Source organism: Microbacterium sp. NPDC087868, assembly GCF_044900755.1.
In the GTDB taxonomy this organism is placed as follows: domain Bacteria; phylum Actinomycetota; class Actinomycetes; order Actinomycetales; family Microbacteriaceae; genus Microbacterium; species Microbacterium galbinum.
In genome coordinates this window covers 153,659-171,191 of sequence record NZ_JBJDNO010000002.1, presented here as the reverse complement: position 1 = coordinate 171,191, position 17,533 = coordinate 153,659, and the positions used below count along the sequence as shown (strand labels likewise).

Annotated in this window: 16 protein-coding genes; 13 read left to right on the top strand and 3 right to left on the bottom strand. The window is 69.1% G+C overall.

What is annotated here, in order from left to right:
• Window positions 1-15 precede the first annotated feature (15 nt).
• The 3 genes from ACI2JZ_RS06300 to ACI2JZ_RS06290 form a co-directional block, all read right to left on the bottom strand.
• Entirely contained in the window at window positions 16-1,509 is a 1,494-nt protein-coding gene (locus tag ACI2JZ_RS06300; RefSeq protein WP_404597426.1) for a hypothetical protein, read from the bottom strand.
• A gap of 166 nt (window positions 1,510-1,675) precedes the next feature.
• The gene (locus ACI2JZ_RS06295) at window positions 1,676-2,002 is read right to left on the bottom strand and encodes an L-rhamnose mutarotase (protein WP_404596909.1); all 327 of its coding nucleotides are present in this window, start codon (window positions 2,000-2,002) and stop codon (window positions 1,676-1,678) included.
• A 26-nt stretch (window positions 2,003-2,028) separates the two neighbouring features.
• A complete protein-coding gene (locus ACI2JZ_RS06290) occupies window positions 2,029-3,357 on the bottom strand; it encodes an alpha-L-fucosidase (RefSeq protein ID WP_404596908.1) in 1,329 nt (442 codons plus the stop codon).
• Window positions 3,358-3,442: 85 nt separating this feature from the next.
• Between ACI2JZ_RS06290 and ACI2JZ_RS06285 the strand changes: the two genes are divergently transcribed.
• From ACI2JZ_RS06285 to mnhG, 13 genes are all read left to right on the top strand, one after another.
• The gene (locus ACI2JZ_RS06285; protein WP_404596907.1) at window positions 3,443-4,792 is read left to right on the top strand and encodes an alpha-L-fucosidase; all 1,350 of its coding nucleotides are present in this window, start codon (window positions 3,443-3,445) and stop codon (window positions 4,790-4,792) included.
• 106 nt (window positions 4,793-4,898) lie between these two features.
• A complete protein-coding gene (locus ACI2JZ_RS06280) occupies window positions 4,899-6,158 on the top strand; it encodes an ABC transporter substrate-binding protein (protein WP_404596906.1) in 1,260 nt (419 codons plus the stop codon).
• Between the two features lie 13 nt (window positions 6,159-6,171).
• On the top strand, window positions 6,172-7,134 hold the full coding sequence (locus ACI2JZ_RS06275) for a carbohydrate ABC transporter permease (RefSeq protein WP_247623951.1): 963 nt from the start codon (window positions 6,172-6,174) through the stop codon (window positions 7,132-7,134).
• A complete protein-coding gene (locus tag ACI2JZ_RS06270) occupies window positions 7,127-8,011 on the top strand; it encodes a carbohydrate ABC transporter permease (RefSeq protein ID WP_247957329.1) in 885 nt (294 codons plus the stop codon). Before ACI2JZ_RS06275 ends, ACI2JZ_RS06270 begins: the two co-directional genes overlap by 8 nt.
• Window positions 8,011-9,180: a mandelate racemase/muconate lactonizing enzyme family protein gene (locus ACI2JZ_RS06265; protein WP_404596905.1), complete on the top strand. Its 1,170-nt coding sequence runs from the start codon at window positions 8,011-8,013 to the stop codon at window positions 9,178-9,180. The genes ACI2JZ_RS06270 and ACI2JZ_RS06265 overlap by 1 nt, the downstream gene beginning before the upstream one ends.
• A complete protein-coding gene (locus ACI2JZ_RS06260; protein WP_404596904.1) occupies window positions 9,177-10,205 on the top strand; it encodes an aldo/keto reductase in 1,029 nt (342 codons plus the stop codon). The genes ACI2JZ_RS06265 and ACI2JZ_RS06260 overlap by 4 nt, the downstream gene beginning before the upstream one ends.
• Window positions 10,206-10,210: 5 nt before the next feature.
• Entirely contained in the window at window positions 10,211-10,915 is a 705-nt protein-coding gene (locus ACI2JZ_RS06255) for a GntR family transcriptional regulator (protein ID WP_404596903.1), read from the top strand.
• Between the two features lie 166 nt (window positions 10,916-11,081).
• Window positions 11,082-14,045: a Na+/H+ antiporter subunit A gene (locus tag ACI2JZ_RS06250; RefSeq protein WP_404596902.1), complete on the top strand. Its 2,964-nt coding sequence runs from the start codon at window positions 11,082-11,084 to the stop codon at window positions 14,043-14,045.
• On the top strand, window positions 14,045-14,701 hold the full coding sequence (locus ACI2JZ_RS06245) for a Na(+)/H(+) antiporter subunit C (RefSeq protein WP_404596901.1): 657 nt from the start codon (window positions 14,045-14,047) through the stop codon (window positions 14,699-14,701). Before ACI2JZ_RS06250 ends, ACI2JZ_RS06245 begins: the two co-directional genes overlap by 1 nt.
• Complete coding sequence (locus tag ACI2JZ_RS06240) at window positions 14,698-16,254, top strand: Na+/H+ antiporter subunit D (protein ID WP_247623944.1); 1,557 nt, start codon at window positions 14,698-14,700, stop codon at window positions 16,252-16,254. Before ACI2JZ_RS06245 ends, ACI2JZ_RS06240 begins: the two co-directional genes overlap by 4 nt.
• Window positions 16,251-16,853, top strand: a complete 603-nt coding sequence (locus ACI2JZ_RS06235) for a Na+/H+ antiporter subunit E (protein ID WP_404596900.1) — start codon at window positions 16,251-16,253, stop codon at window positions 16,851-16,853. The genes ACI2JZ_RS06240 and ACI2JZ_RS06235 overlap by 4 nt, the downstream gene beginning before the upstream one ends.
• Window positions 16,850-17,119 carry a monovalent cation/H+ antiporter complex subunit F gene (locus tag ACI2JZ_RS06230; RefSeq protein ID WP_247623942.1) on the top strand — a complete coding sequence of 90 codons (270 nt, stop codon included), beginning with the start codon at window positions 16,850-16,852 and terminating at the stop codon, window positions 17,117-17,119. Before ACI2JZ_RS06235 ends, ACI2JZ_RS06230 begins: the two co-directional genes overlap by 4 nt.
• A complete protein-coding gene (mnhG, locus tag ACI2JZ_RS06225) occupies window positions 17,116-17,505 on the top strand; it encodes a monovalent cation/H(+) antiporter subunit G (RefSeq protein ID WP_247623941.1) in 390 nt (129 codons plus the stop codon). The genes ACI2JZ_RS06230 and mnhG overlap by 4 nt, the downstream gene beginning before the upstream one ends.
• Window positions 17,506-17,533 lie beyond the last annotated feature (28 nt).

Sequence of the window (17,533 nt, the reverse complement as noted above, 5' to 3'; positions counted from 1 at the left end):
GACGAGACGAAGGGCTCAACTGCGCTGCGGGCCCAGCGGAAGTTCCGTCTCGCCGAAGTCGAGGATCCGGTAGCGGCCGCAGTCGACGACCTCGTCGGGGATCGCCTGGATCGGCAGTTCCCACTCGACCGTCTGCGCATCCTCGACGAGGAACGACACGGTTTCGGCGTCGAAGTGCGTGCGGTTCACGAGCCACGCGTAGCCGTTGAGCTGGTGGTCGACCTGCACGAGCTGCGACGGGTCGTCGAGGTGGAGCTTGGGCAGACGAACGGTCCAGAACTGCCCGGCGCCGGTGCGAGCGGATGCCTCGACCCAGTCGGTCACGCACGCGGCATCCGCATCGGGTGCGTTCGCGGCGTCGCTCAGGCGGGGGATGCTGAGGCCGCCGCCGACCAGCAGGATCACCGCCGCGACCGCCGCCGCCTGTCGCCGGAGTCGTGCCGGCATCCGCAGCGTGCTCGGCATCGCCACGAACGCGAGCGCCGGGGCGAACGCGAGCGGTTGCAGGTAGCGCGCGGCGTGCGTGCCGAGCGCGATCGCGCCGACGGCGACCAGCACTGGCACGACCCACGCGGCGAGGGCCACGAATCGCGAGCCGGGGTCGTCGACCCGCACGGTCTGCACGATGGCCAGCGCGATCAGGGCGATGACGAGGAGGAGCGCGACGACGCCGAGCGGCGTCGAGAGACGCGCCGCGAGCAGGTCGCCGTAGTACCCGATCGACTCGATCCAGAGGTCGGGCTGGGCGTATCCGGCACCGGTGTTCGCGATCCATGCCGAAAACGGAATACGCGCGGCGAAGCCGAGTGCCGTGCCGCCGATGAGTGCAGCGATAACGGTCAGCATCCGCCGTCGCGTGGCTGCACGCAGGACGCCGATGATCACGATCGCACCGAGCGGCACTGTCGCCCAGGCCGCGAACAGCGGGTTCGACAGCGTCGAGACGAGGGCTACGGCGCCGAGCGCGAATGACATCGGCACGAGGCGGGCGCCGTCGAGCATCCGTCGGGCGATGCCGATCGCGAGCACGACCCCGACGACGGTCGCCGAGTAGTACGTGGTCGTGAGCTGCAGCGAGGCGAGTTCGAGGGCGTCGCGCGAGGCGGAGGTCTCGGTCATCGCGAGCGCGCCGAACGCGGCGAGGGCGACCACCGACCAGGCGACCGGTGCGCGGCTTTCGCGCCGTCGTCCGGCGACGAGCCGAAGCGCGCCGTAGAGGGCGAGCAGGTTCACGACCGCGCTCACGGCGAAGAGCGCGTTCGTGTCCAGCGGCAGCGCCACGTCGAGACCGGTGAAGACCGCCGTCTCGGGCAGGAACAGCACGCTCGACATCGCCCAGTCGAGCGGATCGCCGGCGAGCAGAGAACGCGAGAGCATCGCGACGATGAGAGAGTCCCCGTCGCGGAACAGCAGGTCGGCGCGAGCGGAGGAGGCGACGGATGCTGCGACGATGAGCGCCACGGCGGCGGCCATCACCCATCCCCCGAGCTCTCGCACCCACGTCCGCATCACGGGCTTACTCTGCCACGACAGTGTTCGTGTGGGGGACGCTTCGACAGGCTCAGAGACCCAGTTCTTGCCAGCGACGCGGGCCCGGCCCTTCGTCTCGCTTCACTCGCTCAGGAACCGGCGGCTCGGTCCCTGAGCGAGGAGCGAAGCGACGAGACGAAGGGTCTCAGCCGACCTGGGCGCGGAGGTCCCAGACCTGTTCGATCGGGGCGAAGCCCTCGGCGCCGTCCGGGCCGCGGAACAGTTCGACGAAGCGGCCGATGTCCTTCTGCCACTCCGCGTTCGCCGGGTCCTCGTCGAGCGCGGCGACGGCGGCATCCCAGTCGTCGCACTCGACCAGGTGGAACAGCCGCTGGCCCGAACGCCAGATCGTCCAGTCGTGGATGCCGATGCGCGCGAACGTCGCGGCGAGGGCGTCCGGGATCCGGGCGTGGTGCGTGCGGTAGTCGTCGATCGCGCCGTCGCGGATCTCGGAGTGCAGGGCGATGCGCATGGGCATCCTTTCGTCGGTCGTGCGGGTCAGTCGCGCGGGCGGAAGGAGATCGCGACGGGGATCGCGGCATCCGCTGCTTCCACCACGATGGCATCTCCGTCGCGCGAGGCCGAGACCGGCTCGTCGCCGATGCGCGCGCTCGTCTCGTCGAGCAGGCCGTCGGGATCGGGCAGACGGATGCTTCCGCGCTGATCGGTCACGGCGTGCACGGCGCCGTCGGTGCGGGTCCAGCGCACCCACGGCTCGTCGGATGGCTGCAGGCGCGGCTCGGGCCGGGCGCCGAAGACGGCATGCCCGAACCGCTGGTTCCACTCGCCCAGCCCCTCGAGCGTCTGCCGCTGCGCGTCGGGGATGCGACCGGACGCCTCGAGTCCGATGTTCAGCAGCAGGTTGCCGCCGCGCGACACGACGTCGACGAGCAGGCGCACGGCCTCGTCGGCGGTGAGGAGGTGCTCGGGACCCTCGTTGCGGTTGTGCCCGAAGGAGAGGCCGATGCCGCGGCAGTTCTCCCACGCCTCGCCGACCTCGACCGCGGTGCCGTGCACGTACTCGCTGGTGCGGAAGTCCCAGTGCGACTCGCCCCACCGGTCGTTGACGACGCCCTCGGGAACCGCGTCATAGAACTCCTGGAACGCGTGCGCGAGGCTCTTGGGCCCCGGTTCGATCCCGGCCTGCGGCCAGCGGATGTCGCCCCAGAGGACGTCGGGGCGGTAGCGGTCGATGAGGTCGATGACGTGATCGTGCGCGTACTCGGCGTAGGCGAGGTCGTCGGGGGCCGGGGCGTCGTCGCGGTCGATGGGCGGCAGATCGGAGAAGTGCCAGTCGAGACCGCCGGAGTAGTAGACGCCGAAGCGCAGGCCGCGGGCGCGGGTGGCGTCGGCGAACTCGGCGATGAGGTCACGGCGGGGTCCCCGGGCGACGGTGTTGCGTCCATCGGTGGCCGGCGCGTCCCACAGGGTGACGCCGTCGTGGTGCTTGGTGGTGGGGATGAAGTACCCGGCGCCGGTCGCGGCGACGACCGCGAGCACCTCGTCGGCGTCGAACTCCTCGGCCTTCCACTGGTCGAGGAAGTCGTCGTACGGGGCTCCGCCGTGCACCTCCTGCTGGTGCCGGTGCGCGGGCGATCCCTCGATGCGGATCGTGTTGGCGTACCACTCGGCGTAGGGGTTGTGGGCGTACCACTCCTCGCGCGGCACGGCCCCGAGCTCGCCCGTCGGCTCGGCCCAGGCGGGAACCGAGTACGGCCCCCAGTGCACGAAGATCCCCAGCGCCGAGCCGCGGAACCACTCCGGCAGCGGGCGCTCGAACGCGCGGTACTCCGCGGGGCGAACAGGATCGGTCTTGAACATGGCCATCATCGGCACCTTTCGTCACACCCTTGTGAACTGCTTCGACTATCACCTATCCTATAGGAAATCTGGAACTCAACGAGGAGCTTCAATGACACTGGCAGACTTCCGACGCCCCACCACCCGCATCCCCGGCGGTGAATGGTTCAGCGGCGCGGGCTTCGGCATCTTCGTGCACTGGGATCAGGCATCCCAGCAGGGCATCGAGATCTCCTGGCCGCTGGTCGGCCGCTCGATCATCCCGGGCGTGGATGCCGTCGACGACGCGGTGACCGTCGCCGAATACCAGGCCACCGCGCCCACGTTCGACCCGCAGAACTGGGATGCCGCCGACCTCGCGCGCCGCGCGAAGGCGGCCGGTGCCACCTACGTCGTCTTCACCGCGCGCCACCATGCCGGATACAACATGTTCTTCACGGAGCAGTCGGACTTCGGGGTCGAGCACGGCCCCTTCGGTCGCGACATCACCCGCGAGTTCGTCGACGCCGTGCGCGCCGAGGGGCTCAAGGTCGGCATCTACTACAGCCTCCCCGACTGGAACCACCCCGACTACCCGGCGTTCCGCGATGAAGACCTGCCCTACAAGCTCGAGCACTGGCCCGCCGCCGGCATGCCCGAGTTCGCCGACACCCCGGATGCCACCGATCGTCACCGTCGCTCCAGCCCCGAGGAGTGGTCGCGCTACCTCGAGTACGTGCGGGCGCAGCTGACCGAGCTGCTCACGAACTACGGCACGATCGACCTGCTCTGGTTCGACGGCGACTGGGAGCGCTCGGCGGCGGAGTGGACCGCTCCGGGTCTGCGCCGCCTGATCAAGGAGCTGCAGCCCGATGTCGTGATCAACGACCGCCTTCCCGGGCAGGGCGACTACCGCACGCCCGAGCAGGGGTTCCCGCTCACGGTGCCCACCGGTCCGTGGGAGCTGTGCCTCACGATCGGCGACCACTGGGCCTGGCGCACGCACCCCGACAACGAGAAGTCGGCGCGGTCGCTGCTGGTGACCCTCATCGACGTGGTCGAGCGCGGTGGCAATCTGCTGCTCAATGTCGGCCCCGGCCCCGACGGCACCCTGCCCGAGGTCGAGAACGAGCGCCTGCAGGAGTTCGCCGACTGGATGCACGCGCACGCCGAATCCGTGATCGGTGTGGAACCCACGCAGGGCATCGACTTCCACGGGCCGACCACCGCCCGCGAAGGGCGCCTCTACCTGCACCTGACCGCGATCCCGGTCGACGAGATCATCGTGCGCGGTCTGCCGGTGCGGCGCATCACGCGGGTGCACCGGCTCGCCGACGGCCTCGAACTGCAGCACGACGCCAGCTTCGAGGTGCACGAGGCATCCACCGCCGGCGACGACTCCGGCGAGCTGCGCATCGTCGCACCGGCATCCCCCAGCGGTGCCCTCATCGACGTCATCGCCATCGACTTCTCCACCGAGTGATACCGAGTGATACCCGAGTGATCCGAGCAGTACCGCAGTAACCCGAGCAACACCCCCTCAACAACACACGCATCAGTTGCAGCATCCAATGAAGGAGGCAGTCAGTATGAATGCAGTCTCGAACCGGCGCGCGAAGCGCCTCATCCTCACCGGCGTCGCCGGCCTCAGCGCCCTCGCTCTCGCGGGGTGCGCGAGCGGCGGCGGCGGGGGAGGCGGCGGCGAGGCCGGCGGCCCGCTCGTGCTCTACACCTGGGCCGCCAGCGAGGGCGACCAGGCCCAGTGGGCCGACTTCATCTCCGGGGCGCAGGCCGAGGATCCCGACCTCGACATCTCGGTCGAGGGGCCGAGCTTCTCCGACTACTGGACCAAGGTGAAGACCCGCCTCTCGGGTGCCAACCCGCCCTGCCTGCTCACGACCCAGGCCGCCCGTGCACAGGAGCTCGGCGACCTGCTCATGCCCCTCGACGACCTGATCGAGAAGAGCGGCTTCGACATCGAGAACATCGACGAGTCGATGCTCAGCGGCATGACGGTCGACGGCACGATCCGTGCGATCCCCTACGACGCCGAGCCCATCGTGCTCTTCTACAACGTCGAGGCGTTCCAGGCCGCCGGCCTCGAACTGCCGGGTGCGACCTACACGCGCGACCAGTTCGTGTCGGATGCCAAGGCGCTCACCGACGGCGACAAGAAGGGCCTCGCGCTCGCGCCCGGCATCTTCATCCCGAACGCGTGGTCGCTGGCTGACGGCGTGCCCGCGGTCACCGAGGACGGCGAGCTCGACCTCACCAACCCCGAGTTCGTCGAGCAGGTCCAGAGCTTCTTCGACCTCGTCGCAGTCGAGGGCGTCGCGAAGGCCCCCGAGGCCGCCGACGGCTCGGAGGTCTCGCAGCAGGCCTTCACCAGTGGCGAGGTGCCGATGCTCATCGAGGGTCCGTGGATGTACGGCAGCTTCGCGGATGCCGCGGACTTCACCCTCGGCGTCTCGATCGTTCCGTCGACCAGTGGTGAGGCCGCGGCGATGACGGCCGGCTCCGGCTTCGGCATCGCGGCGAACTGCGACCGCCCCGACGAGGCGTTCGCGGCCATCGAGGCGCTCACCTCGCTGTCGGTGCAGGAGAAGCAGGCCGAGGCCCGCGGCATCGTCCCCGCTCGCATCGAGGCGCTCCCGGCCTGGGCCGAGGGCAAGACCGAGGGCTCGTCGGAGGTCGTCGAGGCTCTGCTCTCGAACGCGACCCCGCAGCGCACCACCCCGACCTGGAACCAGGTCGAGACCCTCATGACGCAGTACGGCGTGCAGGGCTACCGGGGTGAGCTGACGGCGGAGGAGATCATGGACACGATCACGAACTCGGTCGCGGGCTGAGCGGATGGCGATCATGAGCGACCGGAGCGAGGCCACGGCCTCCTCCGCGATGCCCGGCGTGGCGGGGGTGCCCATCGGCGCCCCCGCCCCACCGGGGCCGCGGCTGCCGCGTCGGCGCGGGAACGGGTGGGTGGCGGTCGCGTTCCTCGCCCCCGGGATGATCGGGTTCGTCCTCTTCATCCTCACCCCGCTGTTCGGGTCGGCCTTCATCAGCCTCTTCGACTGGAAGCTGTTCGGGAACCCGGATTTCATCGGCCTCGAGAACTACGTCAAGCTGTTCCGCGACCCGACCTTCTACACGGTGCTCGGCAACACGGTCATCTTCGCCGTGGTCTACACGGCGCTGAACCTGTTCGTCGCTCTCACGATCTCGCTCTGGCTCAATACCCGTATGAAGGCCGCGGGAGCGTGGCGCGTGATCTTCTTCCTCCCGGTCATCACCCCGATGGTCGCGAACGCCCTCGTCTGGCGGCTGCTGCTCTCGCAGGACGGGCTCGTGAACTCGATGCTCGCCACCGTCGGCATCGACGGACCCAACTGGCTCTCCGACTCGGCCTGGGCGCTGCCCTCGGTGATCGCGATGTCGGTGTGGCAGTCGTTCGGCTACAACGTCATCGTGCTGTCGGCGGGACTCAGCGCCATTCCGAAAGAGCTGCTCGAGGCGTCCCGCATCGACGGCACCAGCGCCTGGCAGCGACTGCGCTACATCATCCTCCCGCTGCTCTCGCCCTCGCTCTTCTTCTGCTCGACCATGACGATGATCGGCGCCTTCCAGGTCTTCGTCCAACCGCTGTTCCTCACGCAGGGCGGCCCGGGCGAGAGCACCAACACGTTCGTGCTGTACCTCTACCGCAACGGCTTCGTCTTCGACCGGCTCGGCTACGCCTCCGCCCTCGCGTGGATCCTGTTCGTCGTGGTGATGCTCATCACGGCCCTGCAGTTCGTCGGCCAGCGCAAGTGGGTGAACTATGAGTGATCGTGACCTCTCGGCGACCGCGCTGCTGATCCTGCCGCGCCGTCGGCACCAGCGCCGATCGACCCTCAAGGAGTGGCTGAACACCGCCGCGATCGCGCTCGTCGCGCTGATCTTCGCGTTCCCCTTCATCTGGATGTTCCTCACGGCCCTCAAACCCGAGAACGAGGTCTTCACGGCGACGCCGCAGATCTTCGGGTCCGAGATCCGCTGGGCGAACTTCGTCGAGGCGTGGACGGTCGTGCCCTTCGGGCGCTTCATCCTCAACGGGCTCATCGTCGCGATCGCCGGTGCCGCGCTCTCGGTCGTCGTCGCCGTGCTCTCGGCCTACGCCTTCTCGCGGCTGCGCTTCAGGTTCCGCGACAAGCTCTTCCTGCTGTTCGTGCTCACGCTCGTGCTGCCGCAGGAGGTGCTCGTCGTGCCGCTGTTCATCATGATCAACAGCTGGGGCTGGAACGACACCTACGGCGCGCTCATCATCCCGTTCGCCTTCACCGCGTTCGGCACGTTCCTCATGCGCCAGTTCTTCCTCACGATCCCGATCGAGTACGAGGAGGCCGCGCTCATCGACGGCGCCTCGCGCCTGCGCACGCTCTGGTCGGTGCTGCTGCCGCAGCTGGTCGCACCGCTGAGCGTGCTCGCGGTCTTCTCGTTCATCGGTTACTGGAACTCGTACCTGTGGCCGCTGATCATCATCAACACACAGGACATGGCGACCGTGCCGCTCGGGCTGGGGATGTTCACCGGCCAGTTCGGCACGCAATGGTCGCTACTCATGGCGGCGTCGACGCTCGCCGTCATCCCCTCGTTGATCCTCGTGCTGCTGCTGCAACGGCAGCTCATCAAGGGGGTCACCCTGGGCGGACTCGGAGGACGATGATGAACGCATCGCAGAACACCGGCTCGAGCATCCTCGACGCCACCACCGCGGCCAACGCTGCTTTCGCCGATGTGACGGCGGGCAGCCGGATCGTGCACGTCGAGGCGCAGCTCGTCGACCTGCCGGTCGAGACCGTGCGCACCGACGCCCTGCAGACCTTCGTCAAGCAGGAGACGATCTTCGTGCGGATCCGCACCGCCGACGGCACCGAGGGGGTGGGATACAGCTACACGATCGGCACGGGCGGCGGGGCGGTGCTGAGCCTGCTGCGCGAGACGCTGCTGCCCGCACTCATCGGGCTGGAGGCCGAGAGGCCCGAAGCGGTGTGGCTCGCGCTGTTCGGCATCACCCGCGCCACCACCGTCGGGCCGATCACCGCGCTCGCGCTCGCCGCGGTCGACACGGCGGTGTGGGATGCGAAGACCCGCCGCGCCGGCCTGCCGCTGTGGGTCGCCGGCGGGGGAGCCTCGCCGTCGATCCCGATGTACGACACCGAGGGCGGATGGCTGCACCTCACCGTCGACGAGCTCGTCGCGCACGCGGTCGCCTCGAAGGAGCGCGGCATGGGCGGGGTGAAGATCAAGGTCGGCAAGCCCCGCGGTCACCAGGACCTCGAGCGTCTGCGGGCCGTGCGCGACGCCGTCGGCGACGACCTCGACATCATGGTCGACGCCAACCAGTCGTTCACGGTGTCGGAGGCGGTGCGCCGTGCGCGCCTGTTCGAGCAGGTGGATGTTTTCTGGTTCGAGGAGCCGCTGCCCGCGGAAGACATCGAGGGCCATCGCCAGCTCGCCCGGTCGACCTCGGTGCCGATCGCGGTCGGCGAGAGCATGTACTCGATCGGCCACTTCCGCGAGCACCTGCAGCGCGGCGGCGCCTCGATCGTGCAGCCCGATGTCGCCCGGGTCGGCGGCATCACGCCCTGGCTCAAGATCGCGCACCTGGCCGAATCGTTCAACGCCCCCGTCGCCCCGCACTTCCTCATGGAGCTGCACGTGTCGCTCGTGTGCGCCATCCCGAACGCCCTCTACCTCGAGCACATCCCGCAGCTGCGGGCCGTCACCACCGACGAGCTGCGCATCGAGGGCGGTCGCGGCTGGGCGCCGACCACGGCGGGCCTCGGCATCGCGTGGGACGACGCGGCGCTCGGGCGGTTGATCGTCTCGTGACCCGTCCCGTTCCCGTGCGCATCGGTCGCGGCGGACTCTCGGCCCCGCCGATCGGGTACGGCGCGGCCGCGCTCGGCAACCTCTACAGCGCGCTCGCCGACGACGCCTGGCCTGAGGTGGTGCCCGCGGCGTGGGCCGGCGGCATCCGCTACTTCGACGTCGCCCCGCACTACGGTCTCGGTCTGGCCGAGCGGCGGTTGGGGGAGAGCCTGAGGGCGCTGCCGCGCGAGGAGTACATCGTCTCGACCAAGGTCGGACGGCTGCTCGTGCCGCAGGATGCCGCGGGCCGCACCGACATCGACAACCTGTTCGCCGTGCCCGCCGATCATCGGCGCGTGCGCGACTACTCGCGCGACGGAGTGCTGCGCTCGATCGACGACTCGCTCACGCGGCTCGGCCTCGACCGGATCGACCTGGTGCTGGTGCACGACCCCGACGACTTCGAGGCCGAGGCCCTCGACGGTGCCTTCCCCGCGCTCAGCGACCTGCGTGACCAGGGCGTGATCCGCTCGTTCGGGGCGGGCATGAACCAGAGCGCGATGCTCGCCCGGTTCGTGCGCGAGACGGATGCCGACGTGATGATGGTCGCCGGGCGTTGGACGCTGCTCGACCAGTCCGCCGGCGACGACCTGCTGCCCCTCGCCGCCGAGCGCGATGTCTCGGTGCTCGCCGCGGCCGTCTTCAACTCCGGCATCCTCGCGACCGATACCCCCGGGCAGGGGAGCCTGTTCGATTACGGTCCCGCCGACCGCGCGGTCGTCGAGCGCGCGCAGGAGATCGCGCGCATCGCGCACCGGCACGGCCGCACGCTGCCCGAGCTGGCGGTGCAGTTCCCGCTGCGGCATCCGGCCGTCGCGTCCGTCGTGCTGGGTGGGGCCAGCGCCGCCCAGCTCGCGCAGAACAGCGCGCTCGCCGACCGACCGGTGCCGGAGGAGGTCTGGCGCGAACTGCAGGAGCAGGGGCTGCTGGGAACGGATGCCTCCGCGCGGCAGCCGCGGGCGCGAGAAGGGCAACCCGTACGATGAGACTCATGTTCAGCGACGACGAAGCCCGTGGACCACGGGCTCTGCCCGCCCGCCGTGCCCTCGTCGACGACGTCTACGACGCCGTGCTCGGGCTGCTCATGGACCGGGTGATCGAACCCGGTGCCCGCGTGAACATCGACGCGGTCGCCCGCGACCTCGACGTCTCGCCGACCCCGGTGCGCGAGGCACTCACCCGCCTCGAGTCCGAGGGGCTCGTGATCAAGCGCGCGCTCAAGGGCTACGTCGCCACCCCGCTGCTCGATGCCGACGGCCTGCGCGACCTCTACGACATGCGCGAACTCCTCGAGCCCGAAGCGGCACGCCGCGCGACGACGCACATCGACACCGAGACCGAGGCCGAGCTCACCGCCTCGGTGGCGCAGATGCGCACGGCATCCGCCCCCGACGACGACGAGCACTTCGAGAACTACCGCCGCTTCATCGACGAGGACCTGCACTTCCACCACCTCATCGCCGAGCACGCGCAGAGCCCGCTGCTCTCGGAGGCGATCGTGCGGCTGCGCTCGCACATGCACCTCTACCGGCTCAACTTCCGCCACGACTTCGAGGACGACACGGTCAGCGAGCACGAGAAGATCCTCTCCGCGCTGCGCGATCGCGATGCGGATGCCGCGGCAGCCGCCATGCTCACCCACATCACCAACTCCTACGCCCGCCTCGGCCCGGTGCTCGCGGCGCGCTCGGAGTAGCTCCCGGGGCGCCCATCGTCTCGCTTCGCGGTCCCTGAGCGAGGAGCGAAGCGACGAGACGAAGGGCCGCGGCCTAACGGTTCCCTAACGCCAGGTAGAATAGAACCAGACACCCGCCCGCCTGCGCCGTTTTCCCCCGGCCGACGAGCCCTGAGGAGCCGCGTATATGCTGACGCTCCTCGCCGTGTTCCTCCTCGGGTCTCTCCTGATGCCCGTTCTGGTGCGCTGGCTGGGGTCTCAGGCATTCGCGATCGCCGCTCTCATTCCCGCGGCGGCATTCGTCCACGCGCTGGTGATGACGCCGCAGGTGATCGACGGCGACTCCCCGTTCGTCTCGGTGTCGTGGATCCCGCAGCTCGGGCTGAACCTGTCGATGAACATGGACGTGCTCGGCTGGGTGCTCACGCTCATCGTCACGGGCGTCGGTTCGCTCGTTCTCCTCTACTGCCGCTGGTACTTCCACGACGACTCGGCCGGGATCGGCCAGTTCGCGGGCGTTCTGCTGGGCTTCGCCGGCGCGATGTACGGCCTCGTACTCACCGACGACCTGGTCATGCTCGTCATGTTCTGGGAGGTGACGAGCATCCTCTCGTACCTCCTCATCGGTCACTACCGCCGTCGCGCGGCCAGCCGTCGTGCCGCGCTGCAGGCGCTGCTGGTCACCACGCTCGGCGGACTCGTGATGTTCGTCGGCGTCGTGCTGCTGGTGGTCGATGCCGGAACGTCGAGCATCCGCGAGATCCTCGCCGAGGTGCCGACCGGTCCGATGATCGATGCCGCGATCGTCATGCTCCTGATCGGCGCGATCAGCAAGTCGGCGATCTTCCCGTTCCACTTCTGGCTGCCCGGTGCGATGGCCGCTCCCACTCCGGTGAGCGCCTACCTGCACGCCGCCGCGATGGTGAAGGCGGGTATCTACCTCATCGCACGCTTCGCGCCGATCTTCGCGCTGAGCCCCACCTGGCGTCCGATCGTGATCAGCCTCGGCATCCTGACGATGCTGATCGGCGGGTTCCAGGCGCTGCGCGAGACCGACCTCAAGCGCATCCTCGCCTTCGGCACCGTCAGCCAGCTCGGTTTCTTCGCCGTGGTCGTCGGCTACGGCACGCAGGCCGCGGCGCTGGCGGGGCTTGCGCTGGTCATCGGCCACGCGCTGTTCAAGTCGGCACTGTTCCTCATCGTGGGTGTGATCGACCGTCAGCTCTCGACGCGTGACATCAACGAGCTCTCGGGCGTGGGCCGGCAGGCCCCGGTCATGACGACGGCGGCGTTCATCTCGATCGCCTCCATGGCCGGCATCGCCCCGACCCTCGGTTTCGTGGCGAAGGAATCGACGCTCACCGCCCTGCTCGACGATGCGATCGGCGGATCCGCGTGGGGACTCGTCGCCCTGATCGGCGTGATCCTCGGATCCATGCTCACTGCGGCATATGGCGTGCGCTTCCTCTGGGGAGCCTTCTGGACCAAGCGCGACGCGCAGGGCGATCGGATGCCGGACACCCCCTGGCCCGACCCGCCCGTCGGGTTCCTGTCGGCGCCGATCATCCTCGCGGGTGTCACGCTCGCCGCCGGCATCGGCGCTCCCGCGCTCGACGTCGCGCTGCAGGGATACGCGGTCACGGCGACCCCCGGCCTCGATGCCGAGGGGCTGGCCGTCGAAGGCCCGGGGCACCTCGCCCTCTGGCACGGCTTCGAGCCGGCGCTCGGCATCTCGATCCTGTCGATCGTGCTGGGCTTCGGGATCTTCCTGCTCTCCCGCCGCACCGGCTGGGACCGCAAGGCCCGCCTGCTGCCGTTCACCGCGGCCGATGTCTACTACTTCGTCATGCGCGGCGTCGACCGCCTGTCGGTGCTCAGCACGACCCTCACCCAGCGCGGTTCGCTGCCCGTGTACGTCGGCACGATCTTCGTGGTGTTCGTCGCCGCCGAGGTCACGGCGCTCGTCGCGACCGATATCGACCGCTTCCAGCTGTCGGCCTGGCACACGCCGGTGCAGATCGTCGTGGCGCCGATCATGGCGGCCGCCGGTCTCTTCGCGGTGCGGGCGCAGAAGCGCTACACCGGAGTCGTGCTCGTGTCGGTCACGGGCCTCGGCATGGTGGTGCTGTTCGCGACCAGCGGCGCCCCCGACCTCGCGCTCACGCAGATCCTCGTCGAGACCGTCACGATGGTGACGTTCGCCCTCGTGCTGCGGCGTCTGCCCTCGAAGATGGGCGAGCACAACGCCTCGGTCGGGCGCATCCCGCGGGCGCTGCTCGCGGTGGGCGTCGGTCTCACGATGGCGCTCGTCGCCGTGGTCGCCACGCAGTCGCGCATCCACGAGCCCATCTCCGCCTCGTTCGCGCAGCTCGCCTACGAGATCGGCCACGGCAAGAACGTCGTCAACGTCGCCCTGGTCGACCTGCGTGGATGGGACACGATGGGTGAGCTGTCGGTGCTCGTGCTCGCCGCGACCGGTGTGGCCTCGCTCGTCTTCGTCACCCATCGCGCCGACATGCTCGCCGCCACCCTCAAGCTGCCGCGGTCGAAGCGCCGCCGCACGCAGAGCCGCCCGCTGGTCGAGACGACCGAGGGCATCCGTTTCCAGACCACCGAGAACGAGAGCAGCCCCCGGGCCTGGCTCGTCGGCGGAACGAAGATGAAGCCCGAGAACCGGTCGATCCTGCTCGAGGTGATCGTCCGGGTGCTGTTCCACACCATCATCGTGGTGTCGATCTTCCTGCTCTTCTCCGGTCACAACCTCCCCGGTGGCGGTTTCGCCGGCGGTCTCGTCGCGGGCATGGCGCTCGTCATGCGCTACATCGCGGGTGGCCGCTGGGAGCTCGGTGCAGCCGCACCCACCGACGCGGGACGTCTGCTCGGCGCGGGCCTCATCCTCGCGGTCGGCAGCGCGCTGATCCCCCTGTTCTTCGGCCAGGCGCCGCTCACCAGCACGTTCTGGGAGTGGGAGATCCCCGGCTTCGGCCACATGGAGTTCGTCACCTCGACGATCTTCGACGTGGGCGTCTACCTCGTCGTCATCGGCCTCGTGCTCGACGTGCTGCGCAGCCTCGGGGCCGAGGTCGACCGTCAGACCCAGGCGCTGCGCGATGCGCCGATGGTCTCGCGTGAGAGGCGGGGTGCCCACTGATGGACGTCTCGCTCACCCTCATCGTGATCATGGCCGTGCTCTTCGCCTGCGGCGTGTACGCGATGCTCGAGCGCAGCCTGACCCGCGTGCTCATCGGATTCCTGCTGCTCGGCAACGCGACGAACCTGCTGCTGATGATCGTCATGGGCGTGCCCGGACGCGCGCCGTTCTACGGCGTCGACGGCGACATCAGCGACCCGCTCCCGCAAGCGCTCACCCTCACCGCCATCGTCATCACGTTCGCGGTCTCGGCGTTCCTGCTCGCGCTCATCTACCGCTCCTGGCAGCTGGGCCAGGCCGACACGGTCGAAGACGACGAGGCCGACATCGCGCTGCGCGAGCGCACCGACGCCGACGAAGATCTCATGGACGACGAGTCCGAGTCCGACGACGACGAGGCCACCACCGACTTCGTCGGCGTGCAGACCGCGCCGATCACAGTGCTCCACATGCGCGACCACTCCTCGATCCAAGACGACGCGCCCGTCGATCGGGCGTACGGCTCGTACGGGACGGATGCCTCCGCGGGCGTCCTCGATGCCGAATCGGCGCCTCCCGACGACGACGAGGTGGAGACCGAATCCGTCGATGAGACGGATGCCGAAGCATCCGACGACCACGCCCCCGAGCACACCGATGAGGAGGATCGCCGATGAGCGTTCTGGTCCCCCTCCTCGTCGGGCTCCCGCTGCTGGGCGCCGCGATCACGCTCGTCTTCGGTCGCAACGCGCGCCTGCAGGTGTTCGTCACCGTCGTCACGCTCGCCGCCGTCTCGGTGATCGCCGCCGTGCTGCTGGTCGCCGTCGACGCCGGCGACACCCCGATGGCGGTGTCGGTGGGCGGATGGCCGGTGCCGTTCGGCATCGTGCTCTACGTCGATCGGCTCGCCGCCCTCCTCGTGCTGATCTCGAGCATCGTGCTGCTCGCCGTGCTCCTCTTCTCGATCGGCCAGGGTGCCGCCGACGGCACCGACGAGACCCCGATCTCGATCTTCAACCCCTCGTACCTGATCCTCGCGGCGGGCATCTTCAACGCCTTCATCGCGGGCGACCTGTTCAATCTGTACGTCGGCTTCGAGATCCTGCTCGTGGCCTCGTACGTGCTGATCACGCTGGGCAGCACCGAGTCGCGCATCCGCACCGGTGCCGTGTACATCGTCGTGTCGCTCGTGTCGTCGATCCTGTTCCTCGCGTCGATCGCGATGATCTACGGAGCCGTCGGCACGGTCAACATGGCGCAGATCGCCGAGCGCATGGCCGAGCTGCCGCAGGAGACGCAGCTCGTGCTGCACCTCATGCTCGTCGTGGCGTTCGGCATCAAGGCCGCCATCTTCCCGGTGTCGTTCTGGTTGCCCGACTCCTACCCGACCGCGCCCGCCCCGGTCACCGCCGTCTTCGCCGGATTGCTGACCAAGGTCGGCGTCTACGCGCTCATCCGCACCGAGACGCAGCTGTTCGCCTCGAACAGCATCGACACGCTGCTGCTGATCATCGCGCTGGCGACCATGGTCGTCGGCGTGCTCGGCGCCGTCGCGCAAGCCGAGCTCAAACGAATCCTGTCGTTCACGCTCGTCAGCCACGTCGGGTACATGATCTTCGGTCTCGCGATCGCGACGCCCGCGGCCATCGGCGCCACGGTGTACTACATCGTGCACCACATCGTCGTGCAGACGACCCTGTTCCTCGCCGTAGGACTGATCGAACGAAGAGCCGGCAGCACCTCGATCCTGCGGGTCAAGGGGCTGCTGAAGATCGCGCCGGTGATCGCCGTGCTCTACTTCATCCCCGCGATCAACCTCGGCGGGTTGCCGCCCTTCTCCGGGTTCATCGGAAAGTTCGCGCTCTTCGAGGCCGCGGCATCCGTCGGCACCCCCCTCATGATCGTGCTGATCATGGGCGGCATCCTCACCTCGCTCCTCACCCTGTACGCGCTCATGCGCGCCTGGAACCTCGCGTTCTGGCGTGAGGAGGAGGACTCGACCGAGACCGAGGGACGCATCTCGTACCTCGGCAACGCGCCCGCCGCCGATGAGCAGCAGGAGCGTCGCCGCATCCCCAAGATCATGACGCTCGCGACCGCCGGCATGGTCGGGGTCACCGTCGCGCTCACCGTCTTCGCGGGCCCGCTCTACGAGCTCTGCGACCGCATCGGCGAGACGCTGCTGCAGCCCGTCAACCTCGTGCAGCTCGAAGAGGAGGTGGGCGGATGAGTCCCGAGGGCAAGCGCCACTTCTGGCGCGACCTGCGCGCCCAGCTGCCGTTCCTCGCCTGGCTGGTCGTGCTGTGGATGCTGCTGTGGGGGCAGTTCACGCTGCTGGCGTTCGTCTCCGGACTCGTCGTCGCGGTGTTCGTGACCCGGGTGTTCCGCCTGCCGACGGTCGAGCTGTCGGGGCGGGTCAACGTCTTCTACGCCGCGCTGTTCGTGGTGCAGTTCCTCTGGGCGCTGCTGCGAGGCGCCGTCACCGTCGCCATCCAGGTCTTCGACTTCCGCAAGCAGCCGGGCACCGCCATCATCGCGGTGCCGCTGCGCTACGCCGACGACCTCGTCATGACGCACGTCGCGGTCGTGTCGTCGCTCGTGCCGGGCTCGCTCGTGGTCGAGGCCGATCGTGATCGCCGCGTTCTCTACATGCACGTGATCGGCGTGGATGGGATGGACGACGTCGAGAAGCAGCGCCGCATCGTGCTGCGCTGGGAGCAGCGGGTGGTGCGTGCGCTCGGCGATCCCGCGCAGTATCGTGCGCTCAAGGCCGATGAGCGGGCACGCGCGACCGCCGCCGGGTCTTCGACGAAGGGCGGTGCCCGGTGAACATCCTGCTGCTCGTGATCATGGTGGTGTTCGGCATCGCCGCGATCCTCACCGTCATCCGCATCTTCCGCGGGCCCACGATCCTCGACCGCGCGGTCGCCTCCGACGTGCTGCTCACCGAGGTCATGTGCGTGCTCGGTGCCGAGATGGCGATCAACGGCCATACGCGCAGCATCCCGGTGCTGCTCATCATCGCCGCGATCGGCGTCTTCGGATCGATCTCGGTCGCCCGCTTCGTCGCACGAAGGGACAACACGACGCCATGAACATCTTCGGTCTCGTCATCCCCGACGCCGTCATCGACGTGACGGTGCTCGTGCTCATCCTGCTCGGCGCGCTGCTCTGCCTCTCTGCTGCGGTCGGACTGCTGCACTTCCGCGATGTGCCGTCACGTCTGCACGCCGCCACCAAGCCGCAGGTGCTCGGACTCGTGTTCATCTGCCTCGCGGTCGCCCTCGCGCAGCGCAGCGTCGGCGGCATCCTGCTGGGGCTGCTGCTGGTCGCCCCGATCGTGCTCATGCAGTTCGCGACCGCCCCGCTCTCGGCGCACATGGTCGGACGCCAGGCCTACCGCAACGGCTCCGCCGATCAGCGCCACCTCGTCGTCGACGAGCTCGCTGACGCCAAGCAGACCCCGCCCGCCGCGGGGTAGTGCGCGGGGGCGCCGGCGTACCCAACTC

What these genes read in the sequence shown, in the direction of transcription:
- ACI2JZ_RS06290 (WP_404596908.1), bottom strand. Translation starts at nt 3,357, where the DNA reads ATGGCCATGTTCAAGACCGATCCTGTTCGCCCCGCGGAGTACCGCGCG.
- ACI2JZ_RS06240 (WP_247623944.1), top strand. Translation starts at nt 14,698, where the DNA reads ATGAGCGTTCTGGTCCCCCTCCTCGTCGGGCTCCCGCTGCTGGGCGCC.
- ACI2JZ_RS06250 (WP_404596902.1), top strand. Translation starts at nt 11,082, where the DNA reads ATGCTGACGCTCCTCGCCGTGTTCCTCCTCGGGTCTCTCCTGATGCCC.
- ACI2JZ_RS06255 (WP_404596903.1), top strand. Translation starts at nt 10,211, where the DNA reads ATGTTCAGCGACGACGAAGCCCGTGGACCACGGGCTCTGCCCGCCCGC.
- mnhG (WP_247623941.1), top strand. Translation starts at nt 17,116, where the DNA reads ATGAACATCTTCGGTCTCGTCATCCCCGACGCCGTCATCGACGTGACG.
- ACI2JZ_RS06265 (WP_404596905.1), top strand. Translation starts at nt 8,011, where the DNA reads ATGAACGCATCGCAGAACACCGGCTCGAGCATCCTCGACGCCACCACC.
- ACI2JZ_RS06285 (WP_404596907.1), top strand. Translation starts at nt 3,443, where the DNA reads ATGACACTGGCAGACTTCCGACGCCCCACCACCCGCATCCCCGGCGGT.
- ACI2JZ_RS06300 (WP_404597426.1), bottom strand. Translation starts at nt 1,509, where the DNA reads ATGCGGACGTGGGTGCGAGAGCTCGGGGGATGGGTGATGGCCGCCGCC.
- ACI2JZ_RS06245 (WP_404596901.1), top strand. Translation starts at nt 14,045, where the DNA reads ATGGACGTCTCGCTCACCCTCATCGTGATCATGGCCGTGCTCTTCGCC.
- ACI2JZ_RS06275 (WP_247623951.1), top strand. Translation starts at nt 6,172, where the DNA reads ATGAGCGACCGGAGCGAGGCCACGGCCTCCTCCGCGATGCCCGGCGTG.
- ACI2JZ_RS06295 (WP_404596909.1), bottom strand. Translation starts at nt 2,002, where the DNA reads ATGCGCATCGCCCTGCACTCCGAGATCCGCGACGGCGCGATCGACGAC.
- ACI2JZ_RS06235 (WP_404596900.1), top strand. Translation starts at nt 16,251, where the DNA reads ATGAGTCCCGAGGGCAAGCGCCACTTCTGGCGCGACCTGCGCGCCCAG.
- ACI2JZ_RS06280 (WP_404596906.1), top strand. Translation starts at nt 4,899, where the DNA reads ATGAATGCAGTCTCGAACCGGCGCGCGAAGCGCCTCATCCTCACCGGC.
- ACI2JZ_RS06270 (WP_247957329.1), top strand. Translation starts at nt 7,127, where the DNA reads ATGAGTGATCGTGACCTCTCGGCGACCGCGCTGCTGATCCTGCCGCGC.